The sequence below is a fragment of the Rhodopseudomonas parapalustris genome, from assembly GCF_053772255.1.
On the sequence record NZ_JAMKBZ010000043.1, the window covers coordinates 1 to 17,324 of the forward strand.

At 63.2% G+C, this 17,324-nt stretch carries 18 protein-coding genes and 2 tRNA genes; 9 read left to right on the plus strand and 11 right to left on the minus strand.

Annotated features, from left to right (window positions below; all coding sequences use genetic code 11):
• Positions 1-258 precede the first annotated feature (258 nt).
• The 3 genes from M9H71_RS23570 to M9H71_RS23580 all read left to right on the plus strand — a co-directional run bounded on the left by M9H71_RS23570 (position 259) and on the right by M9H71_RS23580 (position 3,697).
• Entirely contained in the window at positions 259-1,668 is a 1,410-nt protein-coding gene (locus tag M9H71_RS23570) for a mannose-1-phosphate guanylyltransferase/mannose-6-phosphate isomerase (protein ID WP_455407325.1), read from the plus strand.
• Between the two features lie 48 nt (positions 1,669-1,716).
• The gene (locus M9H71_RS23575; RefSeq protein ID WP_455407296.1) at positions 1,717-3,213 is read left to right on the plus strand and encodes a phosphomannomutase/phosphoglucomutase; all 1,497 of its coding nucleotides are present in this window, start codon (positions 1,717-1,719) and stop codon (positions 3,211-3,213) included.
• A 139-nt stretch (positions 3,214-3,352) separates the two neighbouring features.
• Entirely contained in the window at positions 3,353-3,697 is a 345-nt protein-coding gene (locus M9H71_RS23580; RefSeq protein ID WP_455407297.1) for a hypothetical protein, read from the plus strand.
• A gap of 99 nt (positions 3,698-3,796) precedes the next feature.
• Here the strand turns inward: M9H71_RS23580 and M9H71_RS23585 are convergent, their stop codons facing one another.
• From M9H71_RS23585 to msrA, 3 genes are all read right to left on the minus strand, one after another.
• Positions 3,797-4,042 (minus strand): hypothetical protein, encoded by a 246-nt coding sequence (locus M9H71_RS23585; protein ID WP_455407298.1) that lies wholly within the window; start codon positions 4,040-4,042, stop codon positions 3,797-3,799.
• A 242-nt stretch (positions 4,043-4,284) separates the two neighbouring features.
• Positions 4,285-4,701 (minus strand): peptide-methionine (R)-S-oxide reductase MsrB, encoded by a 417-nt coding sequence (gene msrB / locus M9H71_RS23590; protein ID WP_455407299.1) that lies wholly within the window; start codon positions 4,699-4,701, stop codon positions 4,285-4,287.
• Between the two features lie 29 nt (positions 4,702-4,730).
• A complete protein-coding gene (gene msrA, locus M9H71_RS23595) occupies positions 4,731-5,444 on the minus strand; it encodes a peptide-methionine (S)-S-oxide reductase MsrA (RefSeq protein WP_455407300.1) in 714 nt (237 codons plus the stop codon).
• 402 nt (positions 5,445-5,846) lie between these two features.
• Here msrA and M9H71_RS23600 point away from each other — a divergent pair.
• The 4 genes from M9H71_RS23600 to M9H71_RS23615 all read left to right on the plus strand — a co-directional run bounded on the left by M9H71_RS23600 (position 5,847) and on the right by M9H71_RS23615 (position 10,696).
• A tRNA-OTHER gene (locus tag M9H71_RS23600) sits at positions 5,847-5,921 on the plus strand.
• Positions 5,922-6,095: 174 nt separating this feature from the next.
• Positions 6,096-9,425 (plus strand): carbamoyl-phosphate synthase large subunit, encoded by a 3,330-nt coding sequence (gene carB, locus M9H71_RS23605; protein ID WP_455407301.1) that lies wholly within the window; start codon positions 6,096-6,098, stop codon positions 9,423-9,425.
• 223 nt (positions 9,426-9,648) lie between these two features.
• On the plus strand, positions 9,649-10,125 hold the full coding sequence (gene greA, locus M9H71_RS23610) for a transcription elongation factor GreA (RefSeq protein WP_110784984.1): 477 nt from the start codon (positions 9,649-9,651) through the stop codon (positions 10,123-10,125).
• A 172-nt stretch (positions 10,126-10,297) separates the two neighbouring features.
• Positions 10,298-10,696: a DoxX family protein gene (locus tag M9H71_RS23615; RefSeq protein WP_455407302.1), complete on the plus strand. Its 399-nt coding sequence runs from the start codon at positions 10,298-10,300 to the stop codon at positions 10,694-10,696.
• Positions 10,697-10,712: 16 nt separating this feature from the next.
• On the opposite strand, the gene M9H71_RS23620 is transcribed toward M9H71_RS23615, so the two are convergent.
• Positions 10,713-11,195, minus strand: a complete 483-nt coding sequence (locus tag M9H71_RS23620) for an Lrp/AsnC family transcriptional regulator (RefSeq protein ID WP_455407303.1) — start codon at positions 11,193-11,195, stop codon at positions 10,713-10,715.
• Positions 11,196-11,452: 257 nt separating this feature from the next.
• On the opposite strand from M9H71_RS23620, the gene trxB reads away from it, so the two are divergent.
• Together trxB and M9H71_RS23630 are read left to right on the plus strand one after the other, a co-directional pair.
• Positions 11,453-12,418, plus strand: coding sequence for a thioredoxin-disulfide reductase (gene trxB / locus M9H71_RS23625; protein ID WP_455407304.1), 966 nt, complete (start codon positions 11,453-11,455; stop codon positions 12,416-12,418).
• Positions 12,419-12,425: 7 nt separating this feature from the next.
• Positions 12,426-13,349: a LysR family transcriptional regulator gene (locus tag M9H71_RS23630; RefSeq protein WP_164606400.1), complete on the plus strand. Its 924-nt coding sequence runs from the start codon at positions 12,426-12,428 to the stop codon at positions 13,347-13,349.
• A gap of 318 nt (positions 13,350-13,667) precedes the next feature.
• On the opposite strand, the gene M9H71_RS23635 is transcribed toward M9H71_RS23630, so the two are convergent.
• The 7 genes from M9H71_RS23635 to M9H71_RS23665 all read right to left on the minus strand — a co-directional run bounded on the left by M9H71_RS23635 (position 13,668) and on the right by M9H71_RS23665 (position 17,249).
• Positions 13,668-14,342, minus strand: coding sequence for an AAA family ATPase (locus tag M9H71_RS23635; protein ID WP_455407305.1), 675 nt, complete (start codon positions 14,340-14,342; stop codon positions 13,668-13,670).
• A gap of 224 nt (positions 14,343-14,566) precedes the next feature.
• Positions 14,567-14,944, minus strand: coding sequence for a hypothetical protein (locus tag M9H71_RS23640; protein WP_455407306.1), 378 nt, complete (start codon positions 14,942-14,944; stop codon positions 14,567-14,569).
• 96 nt (positions 14,945-15,040) lie between these two features.
• Positions 15,041-15,379 carry a hypothetical protein gene (locus M9H71_RS23645; RefSeq protein ID WP_455407307.1) on the minus strand — a complete coding sequence of 113 codons (339 nt, stop codon included), beginning with the start codon at positions 15,377-15,379 and terminating at the stop codon, positions 15,041-15,043.
• Positions 15,380-15,531: 152 nt separating this feature from the next.
• Positions 15,532-15,807 carry a hypothetical protein gene (locus M9H71_RS23650; RefSeq protein WP_455407308.1) on the minus strand — a complete coding sequence of 92 codons (276 nt, stop codon included), beginning with the start codon at positions 15,805-15,807 and terminating at the stop codon, positions 15,532-15,534.
• Between the two features lie 128 nt (positions 15,808-15,935).
• Positions 15,936-16,012 (minus strand) — tRNA-His (locus M9H71_RS23655).
• Positions 16,013-16,187: 175 nt separating this feature from the next.
• A complete protein-coding gene (locus M9H71_RS23660) occupies positions 16,188-16,619 on the minus strand; it encodes a phasin (RefSeq protein WP_455407309.1) in 432 nt (143 codons plus the stop codon).
• 246 nt (positions 16,620-16,865) lie between these two features.
• Positions 16,866-17,249: a phasin gene (locus M9H71_RS23665; RefSeq protein WP_455407310.1), complete on the minus strand. Its 384-nt coding sequence runs from the start codon at positions 17,247-17,249 to the stop codon at positions 16,866-16,868.
• Between the last annotated feature and the right edge of the window lie 75 nt (positions 17,250-17,324).

Here is a 17,324-nt window from a genome sequence, read left to right on the forward strand (position 1 = left end):
AAAAATTCAGGGGCAGGTCAGTCTCACTGCAAAACTGTCAAGTGTAGCTGAATGAAAGTTCATTGGCAAGTCAGACATCAATTCGCTGTTGCAGTATCCATCTGCGCTCCTGGCCAGTCCTGAAACGATATGCCGACAGGGCGTGGCCTAAATCAACGCGTTGATTGCGAACGGTCTTTGCTGCAAGAAGCGATGAATTCCGCACGGCGGCGCGGAAAGCTGTACTTGAGTGCAACAGTCCTGCGATTGGTAGATCCGATGGCCTTCAAGATAGTCCCACTCATCATGTGCGGCGGAGCCGGAACGCGACTCTGGCCGGCGTCTCGCGAAGGCCGACCGAAACAGTTCCTGACGTTGTTCGGAGAACGATCGACCTTTCAACAGACTCTGCTTCGGGTGTCCGATTCGAGTCTGTTCGATCGCCCGATCATCATCACCAATCTGGCCTACCGCTTCATGGTTCGCGAGCAGCTCGCCGAAATCGGAGTCCAGGCCGACGTGTTGCTCGAACCGATCAAGCGGGATTCCGGCCCGGCGATCGCTGCCGGCGCCGCCTTCGCGACCGGCCGTGATCCGGAAGCGGTGGTCCTCGCACTCGCAGCCGACCATGTCGTCAGCGACGATCAGGCCTTCGTCGCCGCCTGCCGTGCCGGGCTCGGTGCCGCCCGAGACGGCCGGATCGTCACCTTCGGCGTTCGTCCGACCGGGCCGTCGGTCGAATACGGCTATATCAAACCCGCTGCGAGCCCCGGAGAGGTCCACGACGTCGAACAGTTCGTCGAAAAGCCCGACATCGAGACCGCCAAGCGCTATGTCGCCAACGGCTACCTGTGGAACAGCGGCAACTTCATGTTTCGCGCCGCGACCTTGTTGGACGAGTATCGGGCAGTCGATACCGACAGCGTCGACGCGATCGAGCGCGCGGTCGGCAACGCCGCGCCCGACTTGGCCTTTTCGGTGCTGGACCGGGGAGCGTTCGAAGCCGCTACCCCGATATCGATCGATTACGCGGTAATGGAAAAGACCTCACGTGCATCGGTGATCCCGGTTTCCTACGGCTGGTCGGACGTCGGCTCCTGGCGCGCTGTTTGGGAGCTGTCTGCCAAGGACGACCACGGCAACTCCGCGCAGGGAAAGGCCGTGTTTGAAAAGAGCCAAAACTGCAGCGTGCAGACCGACAAAGCGCTGGTCGCGCTGCAAGGGGTCGAAGACCTTGTCGTGATTGCCACGCAGGACGCTGTACTGGTCAGCCGCCAGGATGGTGGCAATGGTATGAAGGCGCTCGTTGCGAAGTTAAAGGCCGTCGCCCCCGGGGTAACTGAAGAGCATCTCGTCGTTCATCGTCCCTGGGGCAATTACCGTTCGCTCGATTCCGGCGACCGGCATCAGGTCAAGCGCATCATCGTCAAGCCCGGCGAGCGGTTGTCGCTGCAGAAGCATCACCACCGGTCCGAGCACTGGATCGTGGTGCGCGGCACTGCGCAGGTGACGGTGGACGCGCTGGTCAAGACCATCCACGAGAACGAGTCGATCTACATTCCCATCGGGGCCACGCACCGGCTGGAAAATCCCGGCAAGATCACGCTGGAGTTGATCGAAGTGCAGACTGGGAGCTATCTCGGCGAGGACGACATCATCCGGTTCGACGACGACTATCGTCGCTCCTGAACGGCCGCCGTCAGCACCCCCGTCCCCTCCGTTCGCGAGAGACCGCCGATGTTTCCGACGCCGCAGCCGCTTCTGACGGCCAATACCTACGCCTACGAATCCGAGCCGATGGTGAAGCCCACCGGGTTTCGCGAGTACGACGCGCGCTGGCTGTTCGGCCAGGAGATCAACCTGATGGGGGTGCAGGCGCTCGGCATGGGCCTCGGCACGCTGATCGCCGAGCTCGGCCGGCCGCAGGAGATCGTCACCGGGCACGACTTCCGCGGCTATTCGGCCTCGATCAAATACGCGCTGATCGCCGGGCTGATGGCCTCGGGCTGCAAGGTGCACGACATCGGGCTGGCGGTGACGCCGATGGCGTATTTCGCGCAGTTCGATCTCGACGTGCCGTGCGTCGCGATGGTCACCGCCTCGCACAACGACAACGGCTGGACCGGCGTCAAGATGGGCACGAATCGGCCGCTGACTTTCGGCCCGGACGAGATGAACCGGCTGAAGGAAATCGTGCTCGGCGCAACGTTCAAACAGGGCGCCGGCTCCTATGTGTTTCATCCGAACTTCCCGGCCCGCTACATCGCCGACCTCACCAAGCACGCCAAGCTGAAGCGCAAGCTCAAGGTGGTGGTCGCCTGCGGCAACGGAACCGCCGGCGCGTTCGCGCCGCAAGTGATGGAGGCGATCGGTTGCGAGGTGATCCCGCTCGACACCGAGCTCGACTACACCTTCCCGAAATACAATCCGAACCCTGAAGACATGGAAATGCTGCACGCGATCCGCGACGCGGTGCTGCAACACAAGGCCGATCTGGGCCTCGGCTTCGATGGCGACGGCGACCGCTGCGGCGTGGTCGACAACACCGGCGAGGAGATCTTCGCCGACAAGGTCGGCGTGATGCTGGCGCGCGACATGTCGGCGATCCACCCCAACGCCCGCTTCGTCGTCGACGTCAAATCCACCGGCCTGTTCGCAACCGATCCGGTGCTGCAGGCCCAGGGCGCCAAGACTGAATATTGGAAGACCGGCCACTCCTACATGAAGCGCCGGACCAACGAGTTGAACGCGCTCGCAGGCTTTGAGAAATCCGGCCATTTCTTCTTCAACGCCGCGCCCGGCCGCGGCTACGACGACGGCCTGGTGTCGGCGATCGCGATCTGCGAGATGCTCGATCGTGCCCCCGGCAAATCGATGTCGCAGCTCAAGGACGCGCTGCCCAAGACCTGGTCGTCGCCGACGATGTCGCCGCATTGCGCCGACGAGGTGAAGTATCGGGTGATCGATCAGGTGGTGAAACACTTCGAAGCGGCGCAGGCGAACGGCGACAAGGTCGCTGGCCAGCCGATCCGCGATCTCGTCACCGTCAACGGCGTGCGCGTCACCTGTGAGGACGGTAGCTGGGGGCTGGTCCGTGCCTCGTCGAACAAGCCGGAGCTGGTCGTCGTGGTCGAGAGCCCGGTGTCGGAGCAGCGGATGCACGACATGTTCGAGGCCGTGAACATCGTGCTGCGCCAGCATCCGGAGGTCGGCGCGTATAATCAGACGATCTGAGGCCGCAGTCGCGAACCGTCGTTTTGATTTGTGCGGCGGGATCGATTAGAGGGGGTCATCACGCTGCAGCACGCGCCACTCGGAGGCGCGCTGAGCCCAGCGAGCGGAGATTCTGCCCATTCGACGTTCCGGCGACATCGTGCGTTTCGCAGTCGGCCTGATGGCGTGTCTCGCCCTCGCCGGCTGCTCTTCGATTCTCGATGCGCTGCCTGATGGTGGAGAAAAGGCCCCGAAGACCGCTGTGATCACCGTCGATCTGAAGAAGGTCGGCGAGGAGACCAAGTTGCCGCAGCCATGGGAGATTGCCGGGCCGATCGAGGCCGATCCGGTCACAGTGACCCCTTGGATCGTTTGCCTGCGCAGCACCGCGCCGGATCAGACCCGGCAGACCTACGCGCTGTTCTACAAGAACGGCAAGCTCGAAACCTATCGGTTTGCCGCGATCGTCGATCGTTGCGACGTGCAGAGCTTCAGGCCGTTCTAGCCGTCCGCACCTACATAGAAGCGGAGCCGGAATTCTCGCGTTGATTTGGCGCGTGTTCTGAACGTGAACCGATCGCCACCCGGCTCGTCTATTCGCGCGTCACGAAGCGCGGCGCTTGAGCGGATAATCCTCGCTGTCGTACAGCGTGCGGATGCCCTTGTGGTCGAAGCGGGCCTCGTCGACTTGCAGATACGCACCGTTCAGACAATCGGAGGGCAGTTCCTCGATCGCGTAGCGCACTGCGTCGGCGGCCTTGTTGAACCTGCGATAGGCAACGCCGGTGCGGCGCTTCTTGCGGATCGCTGCGGGGAACAGTTCTGCGGCCGTGTCGAAACTGAACGTCATGGCGGAAGGAGCCTCCTCGACTGCTGATTGGCCGCGCGGAGGTCCGATCTCGATCGGCGCCGGCGGCTATAATCCGATCGTCCTTATATAGGCACGATGCTCAGATTTGCGACCCGCAGCCGCCCACGGGCACGCTATGTGACTGAATTCGCTCGACTTTAAATTCGGAATGGACAGCCGACAGCAGGCGCCAAAGGCCCGCTGTCCGCTGAAGTCGCGTTGCTTGGCCCAATTCAGAGGCGCTATTTTGGCTGCAGCTTCAGCGCCGCCGAGTTGATGCAGTAGCGCAGACCGGTCGGCCCCGGACCGTCGGGAAACACATGACCGAGATGACCGCTGCAGCGCGAGCACAACACTTCGGTCCGGATCATGCCGTGGCTGACGTCGCGTTCTTCGTCGACATGGCCGGCTTCCGCCGGCGCAGTGAAGCTCGGCCAACCGCAGCCGGAATCGAATTTGGCATCGGACTCGAACAGAACTTGACCGCAGCCGGCACACACATAAGTGCCTGGCCGCGTCTCGAACTCGTACTCCCCGGTGAACGGCCGCTCCGTCGCCTTCTCGCGCAGCACGGCGTACTGCATCGGCGTCAGTTCCTTGCGCCACTCCGCATCGCTCTTCTCGATCTTGTCGGAAGCGGTGGTCTTGATGTCGGACATCCTTCCTCCTGAATCGTCGCTCCCCGCCGTCAGTTGGTGGCCTTGACGCTGCTCACCAGCGTCGGCTTGTCGAGATACTCCGTCGGAAACAATTTCTTCAGGGCCTCGATCTTCGGCAGGTCGTTGTACGCAATATAGGGCTGATTGGGATGCAGCGTCAGGTAGTCCTGGTGATAGGCCTCCGCGGCATAAAACCCCTTCAACGGCCCGACCTTGGTGACGATCGGCGCACTGAACACCTTGGCCGCGTCGAGCTGCGCAATATAGGCGTCGGCGATCTGCTTCTGTTCGTCGCTGGTCGTGAAAATCGCCGAGCGATATTGCGGCCCGGTGTCGGGGCCCTGGCGGTCGAGCTGAGTCGGATCGTGCGCGACCGAAAAGTAGATCTGCAGCAGCTTGCCGTAGGAGATCCGCTTTGGATCGTATTTGACCTCGACCGCCTCGGCGTGCCCGGTGGTCCCGGTCGAGACCAGCGGATAGCTCGCGCTCGCTTTGCTGCCGCCTGCATAGCCCGACAAGGCATTCACCACGCCCGAGGTGTGCTGAAACACGCCCTGCACGCCCCAGAAGCAACCGCCAGCGAAGACCGCAGTCTGCAGGCCGCCCGTCGCCTTGGCGTCGAGTTTCGGCGGTGGAATCAAGACCGCCTCCTCGGCGGCCCGGGACGGCGCGCTCGTCACCGACCAGGCCACCACGCCGATGGCGGCAGCGCAGAAAGCAAGACGACCGAATGAAACGCGCATGGACTGTCCTCGCGATATTGCGGCAGCAGCAGCGACGTCGCCGCAGCCTGCTCGCTGTTGCGCTTCAAGATACGCAGCGACCGTCGGGTTGTTACCGAGATACGGACACGAGTTCGTGACCTGCTGATCCGGGTGGCCGGTCCACGGCAGGGCCAACGCCACGGCTGATGGTGGGCCGCGGTTGCAGCGGCTCGTTCCGGAGAGCAGATCCTCCTTCGCGGACGAGCATTCCCGGCGGGGCCAAGCGCGGGATCCCGGAAAGAGCCCTCTTTGCCAGCGCGAGCCACGCTGGATTTCGGTATTAAAACACCATCAACCACAACCGGCGCCGCCGCCGATCTTCATTAAGGATAGACCGGTTCATCACTGGATCACCCCTTCGTGAAATGCCAAGATGCACGCGGCCCGGTGGCGGAAGATCAACGCAGGAGCGGTGCAACGCTCTTTTTCCTGGTTCAAGTCCAGGCTGGGCCTCCAGATCTTGCCGAAATTGCCGGTTGACGGCCGGCCGAAGGCCTTTCGCCGCCCGGGAAACTGGTCTAAGACACCTCCCGCGCGCCTGGGACGGCCCGGCGCTTGAAGACCTGAGGGACGCGCGGCTGCGCGCCCTTTTTTTGTGCCCGCGATTTCCGCCCGCGTCAGCGAGATTTGATGCCCAAACGTACCGACATCTCCACCATCCTCATCATCGGGGCCGGTCCTATCGTGATCGGCCAGGCCTGCGAGTTCGACTATTCCGGCACGCAAGCGGTCAAGGCGCTGAAGCAGGAGGGCTATCGAGTCGTCCTGGTCAATTCCAATCCGGCGACGATCATGACCGATCCGGAGCTGGCGGATGCGACCTATATCGAGCCGATCACACCGGAGATCGTCGCCAAGATCATCGAGAAGGAACGCTACGTCATTCCCGGCGGCTTCGCGCTGCTGCCGACGATGGGCGGCCAAACCGCGCTGAACTGCGCGCTGTCGCTGCGCAAGCTCGGCACGCTGGAAAAGTTCGACGTCGAGATGATCGGCGCCACCGCGGACGCCATCGACAAGGCCGAGGACCGCGAGCGATTCCGCGAAGCGATGACCAAGATCGGGCTGGAAACCCCGAACTCGCGGCAGGTCAAGACCCTGCCCGACGCACTGCGTGCGCTCGACGAGATCGGCTTCCCGGCGCTGATCCGCCCGTCGTTCACGATGGGCGGCACCGGCGGCGGCATCGCCTACACCAAGGCCGAGTTCATCGAGATCGTCGAACGCGGCATCGACGCGTCCCCGACCAACGAGGTGCTGATCGAAGAGTCGATCCTCGGCTGGAAGGAGTACGAGATGGAGGTTGTGCGCGATAAGCACGACAACTGCATCATCGTCTGCTCGATCGAGAATCTCGACCCGATGGGCGTGCACACCGGCGATTCGATCACCGTGGCGCCGGCGCTGACGCTGACCGATAAAGAATACCAGATCATGCGCGACGCCTCGCTGGCGGTGCTGCGCGAGATCGGCGTCGAGACCGGCGGCTCCAACGTGCAGTTCGCGGTCAATCCGGACGACGGCCGACTGGTCGTGATCGAAATGAACCCGCGGGTGTCGCGATCCTCGGCGCTGGCCTCGAAGGCCACCGGCTTCCCGATCGCCAAGGTCGCCGCCAAGCTGGCGGTCGGCTATTCGCTCGACGAGATCGCCAACGACATCACCGGCGGCGCCACGCCGGCGTCGTTCGAGCCGACGATCGACTACGTCGTCACCAAGATTCCGCGCTTCGCCTTCGAGAAATTCCCCGGCGCGTCGCCGACGCTGACCACCGCGATGAAATCGGTCGGCGAGGTGATGGCGATCGGCCGCACCTTCCAGGAAAGCCTGCAGAAGGCGCTCCGTGGCCTCGAGAGCGGCCTCACCGGTCTCGACGAAATCGAGATCGACGGTCTCGGCCGCGGCGACGACAAGAATGCGATTCGTGCGGCGCTCGGCACCCCGACGCCGAGCAGGCTGCTGCAGGTCGCCCAGGCGATGCGGCTCGGCTGGTCGAATGAGGAGATCTTCAACTCCTGCAAGATCGATCCCTGGTTCCTGGCGCAGCTTCGCGGCATCGTCGACATGGAAGCCCGGGTCCGAGAAGCTGGCCTGCCCGATCATGCGTTCGGCATGCGCACCCTGAAGGCGATGGGCTTTTCCGACGCCCGCCTCGCGGTGCTCGCCGACACGACCGAAGCCGAGGTCAAGGCCAAGCGTCGTGCACTCGGCGTGCGCCCCGTGTTCAAGCGGATCGACACCTGCGCGGCGGAATTCGCCTCGCCGACCGCCTACATGTATTCGACCTATGAGTCGCCGTTCGCCGGCCCGGCATCGGATGAAAGCCGCCCGTCGGACAAGCAGAAGGTGATCATCCTCGGCGGCGGTCCAAACCGGATCGGCCAGGGCATCGAATTCGACTATTGCTGCTGCCACGCCTGCTTCGCATTGCACGACGCCGGCTACGAATCGATCATGGTCAACTGCAACCCGGAAACGGTGTCGACCGACTACGACACCGCGGACCGGCTGTATTTCGAGCCCCTGACGGGCGAAGACGTGCTCGAGATCATCGACACCGAACGCTCCAACGGCACCCTGCGCGGCGTGATCGTGCAGTTCGGCGGCCAGACGCCGCTGAAGCTGGCGCGCGCGCTGGAAGCCGCCGACGTGCCGATCCTCGGCACCTCGCCAGACGCGATCGACCTCGCCGAAGACCGCGACCGCTTTAAGCGCATTCTCGACAAGCTGCGGCTGAAGCAGCCGAAGAACGGCATCGCCTATTCGGTCGAGCAGGCGCGACTGGTCGCGGCCGAGCTCGGGCTGCCGCTGGTGGTGCGCCCGTCCTATGTGCTCGGCGGCCGCGCCATGCAGATCATCCGCGAGGACAATCAGCTCAGCGACTATTTGCTCGGCACTCTGCCCGAGCTGGTGCCGGGCGACGTCAAGGCGCGCTACCCGAACGACAAGACCGGCCAGATCAACACGGTGCTCGGCACCAATCCGCTGCTGTTCGACCGCTATCTGTCGGACGCCACGGAAGTGGACGTCGACTGCCTGTCGGACGGCAAGGACACCTTCATCGTCGGGATCATGGAGCACATCGAAGAGGCCGGCATCCATTCCGGCGACTCGGCCTGCTCGCTGCCGCCGCATTCGCTCGATGCCAAGACCATCGCCGAGCTGGAGCGCCAGACCCGCGAACTGGCACTCGGCCTCGACGTCGTCGGCCTGATGAACGTGCAGTATGCCATCAAGGACGGCGAGATCTACGTGCTCGAGGTCAATCCGCGTGCCTCCCGCACCGTGCCGTTCGTGGCCAAGGTGATCGGCATGCCGGTCGCCAAGCTCGCGGCGCGAATCATGGCAGGCGAGAAGATCGCCGATCTCGGCCTGAAGAAGCGCGACCTCGACCATGTCGGCGTCAAGGAATCGGTCTTCCCGTTCGCCCGCTTCCCGGGCGTCGACACCGTGCTCGGCCCGGAGATGCGCTCGACCGGCGAAGTGATGGGGCTCGATCGTTCTTTCGAGATCGCGTTCGCCAAGAGCCAGCTCGGCGGCGGCACCCGCGTGCCGCGCAAGGGCACCGTGTTCGTCTCGGTTCGGGAAAGCGACAAGGCACGCATTCTGGACGCCGTGAAGCTGCTTCACTCGGTCGGCTTCAAGGTGATCGCCACCTCCGGCACCCAGCGCTATCTGTCGGACCACGGCGTCCCGGCGGAGAAGATCAACAAGGTGCTGGAAGGGCGTCCGCACATCGTCGACGCCATCATGAACGGCGAAGTCCAACTGGTGTTCAACACCACCGAGGGTCCGCAAGCCCTCGCGGACAGCCGGTCACTGCGGCGCGCTGCCCTCTTGCATAAGGTTCCCTATTACACCACTCTTTCGGGAGCGGTCGCTGCCGCGAAGGGCATCCGGGCCTATTTGGATGGGGACCTTGAGGTCCGGACCCTGCAGAGCTACTTTTCCGAAAGCTGATCGTCGCCCGGCCCACTCGGCCGGCTATCGACCGACAGGCCGTGAGGCCGGGGAACCCGCCCGCATTGGAAATGTTCTCTCCGGCGTTTGCCGGAAAGCTCTGGTGCCGATCTGAACCGACTTCGGACGCCGCAGAGGCGCGGCGCCGCCGTCAAAAGCCGACGACGTTGCGGGCGAGCACGGTTCGGCGATCCGCAATGTATTCTTGAAGGATGAAGAGACGATGGTCGAAAAGATACCGATGACTGCGGGCGGGTACGCCGCACTTTCGGACGAGTTGAAGCATCGCCAGTCGGTGGATCGTCCACGCATCATCGAGCACATCGCCGAAGCACGCTCCCATGGTGACCTCTCGGAAAACGCCGAGTACCACGCCGCCAAGGAAGAGCAGTCCCACAACGAAGGCCGGATCAACGAACTCGAGGACAAGCTGGCGCGCGCGGACATCATCGACGTCAGCAAGCTGTCGGGCGACACCGTCAAGTTCGGCGCCACCGTCACTCTGATCGACGAGGACACCGAGAAGAAGGCCGTGTGGCAGATCGTCGGTGAGGCCGAAGCCGACGCCAAGAAGGGCAAGATCTCGATCACCTCGCCTCTGGCGCGGGCGCTGATCGGCAAGAAAGCGGGGTCCTCGGTCGAGGTCGTCGCCCCCGGCGGCGCCAAGGCCTATGAGATCGAAAAGGTCGAGTGGCGCTGATCGCCGCCTTAAAGGATCCAACGAAAAGCCGCCGCCAGGGCGGCTTTTTTGTTGCATGGACGCTCCCGCTCACGGCGATGTCAGTCGATGCGCGTTCTGACTTCCGGCACTCTCCGGCTACCGGCGGCAGCGCACGGCGGTCGCTGAGCCCCACCTCGAGACAGGACCCTTCATGGACCAACTCTTCGCGCGCTGGCAGCCGCTGGCCCTCAGCCTGCTCCGCTTCGTCACCGGCCTCGTGCTGTTCCAGTACGGTGTCGCCAAACTGTTCAAATTTCCGCCGGTGCCGATGTTCGCCAAGGTCGAGCTGTTCTCGCTCTACGGCGCCGCCGGCAGCCTCGAGCTGATCCTCGGCGCGCTGCTGATGCTTGGGTTGCTGACTCGCCCGGTCGCCTTCATCCTGTCCGGCGAAATGGCGTTCGCCTATTTCGTCGGGCACTATCCGAAAGGCTTGTATCCGGTGCTGAACGGCGGCTCGCTGGCGATCGCGCTGTGCTTCACTTGCCTGTATCTAGCCACCGCCGGCGGCGGCCCGATCAGCCTCGACCGCATGCTGGGCCGGTCACGTTGAGCAACCGGCGACGGCTTCAGGTCGTCGCCGACTTCAATTCCAGCGGCACCGCAGCAGCGTATTTCGAGTTGCGCAGCACCAGCGAGGTGCGGACGTTGCGGACGTGCGGGGCGGCGGTGAGATGGGCGACGAAATTCTGAAACGTCGCCATGTCCGGCGCGACGCATTTCAGGATGAAGTCGACTTCGCCCGACAGCATCCAGCATTCGCGCACCAATGGCTCTTTGCGGACGAACTCCTCGAAGCCGCGCAGGTCGGCCTCGGCCTGGCTCGACAGATGCACAGAAGCGAACACGGTGACGTCAAAGCCGAGATGGGCCGGGTCGAGCAGGCCGCGATAGCCGAGGATGTAGCCTTCCTCCTCCAGCGTCCTGACCCGGCGCAGACAGGGCGGCGGGGAGATCCCCACCCGTTTGGCCAGTTCGACATTGGTGATTCGACCGTCGTCCTGGATTTCCTGCAGGATCTTTAGATCGATCTGGTCGAGGCTCTTGGTCACGCTGGTGCTATTCCCGCAAGGCGGATTCGGCTTACAAACAAGCCTCTCTTAGCGTACCTCGCGGAATTTGGGTAATTTTATTTCGTGATGCTCACAACTCGTTTCCCAATCTTGGTGGGAAATCCTGCACGGAGGTATTGCAAATCTTGCATAGCTCACCAAATACCATAGACTTCTGTCTGATCTTCCGCCCATTGGCGATGCCCCAGCCAGGCCTACTCCTGCGTCGCGCCGCCCTCAGTTTCGGGGACTGATTTATGCCGAGTCCGGTTCAAGCCAAGGTCGTGATCATTGGATCCGGGCCAGCCGGTTATACCGCCGCGATCTACGCTGCCCGCGCGATGCTGGAGCCGATCCTGATTCAGGGCATGCAGCCCGGAGGACAGCTCACCATCACCACCGACGTCGAGAACTATCCCGGCTTCGCCGACGTGATCCAGGGCCCGTGGCTGATGGAGCAGATGGAGAAGCAGGCGCTGCACGTCGGCACCCGGATCAAGACCGACCTCGTGGTCGATCTCGACCTCAGCCAGCGGCCGTTCCGGCTGACCTGCGACAGCGGCGACGTCTATCTCGCCGACACGCTGATTCTCGCCACCGGAGCCCAGGCGCGCTGGCTGGGTATTCCGTCCGAGCAGACCTACAAGGGCTTCGGCGTCTCGGCCTGCGCGACCTGCGACGGCTTCTTCTACCGCGGCAAGGATGTCGTGGTGGTCGGCGGCGGCAACACCGCGGTCGAGGAAGCGCTGTTCCTGACAAACTTCGCCGCCAGCGTCACCATCGTGCATCGCCGTGATCACTTCCGCGCCGAGCGCATCCTGCAGGATCGGCTGTTCAAGCATCCGAAGATCAAGGTGATCTGGGACGTCGCCGTCGACGAGATCTGCGGCGCCGACAATCCGACCAAGGTCACTCATGTGCGGCTGAAGAACGTCAAGAGCGGCACGACCAGCGAGGTCAAGGCCGACGGCGTCTTCATCGCGATCGGCCACGCGCCCGCGACGGAGCTGTTCAAAGATCAGATCAAGCTCAAACCGTCGGGCTATGTCGAGGTGGCGGCCAATTCGACCGCAACCTCGGTGCCCGGGGTTTTCGCCGCCGGCGATGTCGCCGACGAGACCTACCGCCAAGCCGTCACTGCCGCCGGAATGGGTTGCATGGCGGCCCTCGAAGCCGAACGCTTCCTGGCGCTGCGCGCCGGCGACCGCCAAGCGGCCGAATGACTCTCTGATGGCGCGACACCGCGACGGGTTCACCGATATGGACTGGGATAAGCTGAAGGTTTTCCACGCCGCTGCGGAAGCGGGGAGTTTCACCCATGCCGGCGAGCAGCTCGGGCTGTCGCAGTCGGCGGTTTCGCGACAGGTCAGTGCGCTGGAGCAGGAGCTTTCGGTCTCGCTGTTTCATCGCCACGCCCGCGGCCTGATCCTCACCGAACAGGGCGACCTGCTGTTCCGCACCGCGCATGACGTGTTCATGCAGTTGCAGGCGGCGCGTGCAAAGCTCACCGACAGCCGTGAACGGCCGAGCGGCGACCTCAAGGTCACGACCACACCGGGGCTCGGCATTCACTGGCTGGTGCCGCGGCTCGGCGAATTCACCGCGCTGTATCCGGAGATCCGGATTTCGCTGATCGTCACCGACGAAGAACTCGACCTGTCGATGCGCGAGGCCGACGTCGCGATCCGCACCCGCAAGCCGACCCAGCCCGACCTGATCCAGCGCAAGCTGTTCTCGATCGGCTTCCACGCCTATTGCTCGCCGGAGTACATCAAGAACTTCGGGACGCCGCGGACGCTGGAAGAGCTCGACGATCACCGTCTGATCATGCTGAGCGACAGTCAGGTGCCGCCGCATCTGCAGAACCGGAGTTGGCTGATCGAGGCTGGCCGCAACGGCGTTGCGCCGCGCGAGCCGTACTTCAAGGTCAACAACATCCTCGGCCTGGTGCGCGCTTGCCAACAGGGCCTCGGCATCGCCGCGCTTCCGGACTATCTGATCGAGGACACCAACCGTCTGGTGCAGTTGTTCGGCGAAGAAGACTCGATTCAGCTCGACACCTACTTCGTCTATCCGGAGGAGTTGAAGACGGTTGCGCGCGTGCAGGTGTTCCGCGACTTCGTCGTCAACAAGGCCCAGCGCTGGCCGGGCTGATTTGCCGCTCCCGGTGCTTCGCATGTCTGACATGCGGGGGGCCCGCTTGTCGGGCGACCGGATCGCAGATCAAATCATATCCATGCTGAGGGGTCGCGCTACTCAGAAGTCCCCCTCCTCCGGTGGCGCGGCGGCTCAGTTATCCCTCTTGGAAGGTGATTGTGTCGGCCTATCAGGCCAAAGACCTTAGACCGGGCTCTTCGTGAGCCCGGTTTTTTTCTGCACGACGGATTGCGCGCCCGATCAGAGACGGTCGGTCGCAGATCTGCATGAAAAAACGCGCGGGAGGCCGCGCGCTGGAACAGTCTTTCGCGGCGATCAGGCCGCCTGCTTGTGCATGCCGGAGTTTCCGGCGCCGCGGATCGCCTTGACCGACCGTTCAATCGCCGCCCACAGCCGGTTGACCTCATAGGCCGCACGGCCCTCGGCGGCGTATTCGCGGGCGCCCTGTCCTTCACCGAGCGCCATCAGAAGATCGGCGCGATTGGTGATCTGCCCGCCCCAGACCGGAGCCTTGAATTTAGCCAGCGCGTCGCGCGCGATGGTGACGATCCGGCTTTCGACTTCATCGCGCAACGCCGGTGCGCCGTTGAGCACGACCGCGTAGGGCTTGCGATGCGAACGGCAGGTCTGGATCGTGTCCTGCACTGCATTGACGTCGAACACACCGGGCCGCGCCGGAATGATCACCATCGTGGCGTTGCGGATCGCATCGTCGACGACGGCGGACAAGTTCGGTGGCGTGTCGACGAACACCCACTCGACCCCGTCACGCTTAGCAGAAGCGATGATGTCGCTCACCGAACGCGTCGCAGCGCGCAGCGGCGGCTCGTTGGTGCCGCGCAGCTTGTGCCAGAGCGTCAGCGAGCCCTGCGGATCGGCATCGATCAGCAGGCAGGGACGCGATGCCTTGTGAACCTGTGCAGCCAAGTGAGCAGTCAGGGTGCTTTTCCCCGAGCCGCCTTTACGCGAAGCAAAAACGATGACGTTCATACGCTGGCCTCCCGATTGACCTTCGCGGCGAAGGTGAATCAGCTCGTTGATTCGTGAAAGATAAAATTGCAAGCAATCGTCATCGCTTCGCCAGATTGTGCCGATGAACGTGCTTTCGCGTCACAGATGTTCCGTCGCGTACGCTCGTCGAGGACGCTGATTGAGTCGTGACGGCGGTTTTCGAGTCGATGGGATCGCTTCCCGATCGGCCGATATGGAGGAAACTATGCGGCAGGCTTGGCCGAGGAGTCGGCAGATCCAGGCTCTTGATGCTGCGCGATCGGCGCGACCTCGACTCCGCGCATGCGTTGTCGCTCCAGCCATTTGCGCTCGATCCAGTTCAGCGCTCGCGCGGTCGGCTTCTCCAGAGCCGGCACATCCTGCGCGATTAGCACCATGCCGAGCGGCAACATCCATAGGCCGAGCACCGGCAGGAAGCTGAGCACTCCGCCGCCCACCAACGCGACACCGAGCGGTAGCCGGGCGTATTTCGACGACGGACGCCGCAGCCAGCCGACGAACTGGGCCGGCCGCGGTGGAAGCTTGGCCTCGAACCACTGAAGGTGACGTTCGAGTTCGGCGCGGTGATCGATCTCTGTCACTGAAGCTCTCCTCAAGGCGCGAGATATGCGCGTCGATCTCGGCACCAACGCGGCAAGCTGTCGCGCGGATCCACGGAACTCCGAATGACGTCGCGATTAGTGACGCACCCGCGGATGCCGCTTGTGAGGTTTCAGGCTGACCGGTTTGGATCTCCGCGCGTTCCCGGAGCGCATCGCGGTCGGCATCGAGCCGAAAAATGCACGACATCCCGGGGTCAGTCGCGCCTTGTTCTGCATCATGCAGACGGTGATCCTGTCGACGTCGGGCACGAACGCACCGCACAACCGCATCGCATCACCCGAACAGGCCTGCTGCTGGTCGGCCGTGTAGGCGCGCGCGCCGGTCGCTACGAATGACAGACTAAGGCTGATCGCAGCCACAACAAAACAGCTACCAACGTGCCGTCGCAAGATCGATCGGGTCGAAATCATCATGCCCCCAATTGTGCCGATGCTAACCAGCGGCACGTCCTCAGCTAATTATTTGGTTGAGCGAACTGTGCGGGAGCCGCGACGAATTCGCAAGCAACGCGCGAACTACAGTGGCGGAGTTACAAACCAGCGACTCTCGCTAGGCCTCGTTGCCGCTAAGCCTCGTTGGCACCGGCTCCCCGTTCGTCGAGCGCCTGCTGACCTTCGACGGTCAGGCGATAGTGAGACTGGCCAGCGACTTCACCTGTGCGGCTCACCGCCACGAAGCCGCCCGACACCAAGCGGTCGAGCTCGAGACGCTGTGCTGTATTGAGATCGCGGCCCGACGCTCGCGCGATATCGACCAGGACCGATATCGCCTGGTCGCTCAATTCTCTGCTCGTCATGGCGACCTTCAGCTCCGTACGCTTGGCAACGTGAGCGTCGGCCATTCCGTTCCCATCGCGTCCACGAATCACGCCGATACAATCCCTCGCGACCGCATCGGCGGGAGAACGACCCGACATCATGGCGCCATGGAAGAAGGCGCAGCGTTTTGAAGAAGGCGTTGAAAAAGGGGTGGTACAGTTGGGTGGGCTCGAACCACCGACCTCCTGTTCCACAGACAGGCGCTCTAACCAACTGAGCTACAACTGCATCCGGCGCGGCCGAGGTGGCCCGCGAACGGGCGGAAACTAGGTGCAACGCCGCGTTTTGGCAAGGCCGTGATCGACCGCAAGACCAATGTCGGGGGTACTGTCGACAACATCGTGCAAACGACAAAGCCCGGGCGCAGGGCCCGGGCCTTGAAAACGAGGCAAACCGGGCCCGATCAGGCCGCCGGCTTGAAGATCTTCGAGGCGTTGGCCTTGATCGGCTCGACGGTGTCCGCGGCGACCTTCTGGCTGAGCTCGGTCAGCTCCTTGGTCTGCGTCGTCAGCGTCTCGATCTGCTTCTTGGCGTGGGACGTCCACAATTCCATCATGTCCGGCAGGGTCTTGGCGCCGATCAGGCTCTGCGCGAAGTCGAAGCTGGCGCTGGTGTTGGTCTTCACGAAGTCGAACAGCATAGCCGAATAATCGGTCGCGCCCTTGCTCGCCGTGGTGAACACTGCCTCGATGGTGCCGTTCTGGGTCTCGGCAACGTCCTTCAGCTTGGCGTAGCTCTCGCGGGCCTGCGACACTCCCTTTTCGGCGAAGGCACGCACCTGCTCGGGAAGCTGGAACGGCATCACGGTGGAAAACGGATCGCTCGAATCGGCCATAGGTACATCCTTCGCTGGTGGGGAAATCGAAGTGACCCGCACGCGGCCTGCGTCATGTTCAGGCTGTATGTCGAGCCCAGGACGACCGAGGCCATCCAGTGATCAAAGATTATCACAAAAATTGTGCAATGCAACATAGGAGTGTATCACAATGCCACATTCCGTGCTTTTTGCACGCCACGCGTGTAGAGACGAAGGCCGGCCGGAATGTTGCCGGGCGCGGCCCCGTCTCCCTCGGACACGCTCTCAGCTTTTCGGCTTGGCGACGTCCTGAGCCGCCTTGGTGACGACTTGGCCGATCTCGCTGGCCTGCTCGGCGAGCGCCCTCATCTGCGCCTGGACGTATTCGCTGTGCAGCCGCATCACGTCGCCGAGGTCCTTCGCGTGGACGAGCTGCTGCGCGTAGTCGAGAGCAGCGTGGACGTTGCGCTCGGCGAACGTCACCGCGCGGGTGGTGATTTCCTTGGCGTTGGCCCGGGCCGTTGCACCTCGATCCTCGATCGTGGAGGCGGTTTGCTGGGCGCTGGAGAGCATGTGCTCGAACGCTTTCCGGGCCTGGTCGAAACCGGCCTCGGCCATCGAGCGCACTTCCTTGGGAATTTCGAATCGATCGCGCAGTTCCTGATCCATCGTCAGTTCCTTCCACCTGTTAGCCGCCGTCCGAACCGAGCTTCGCCGGTCTTCAAGACTGTATCGACCGATCGC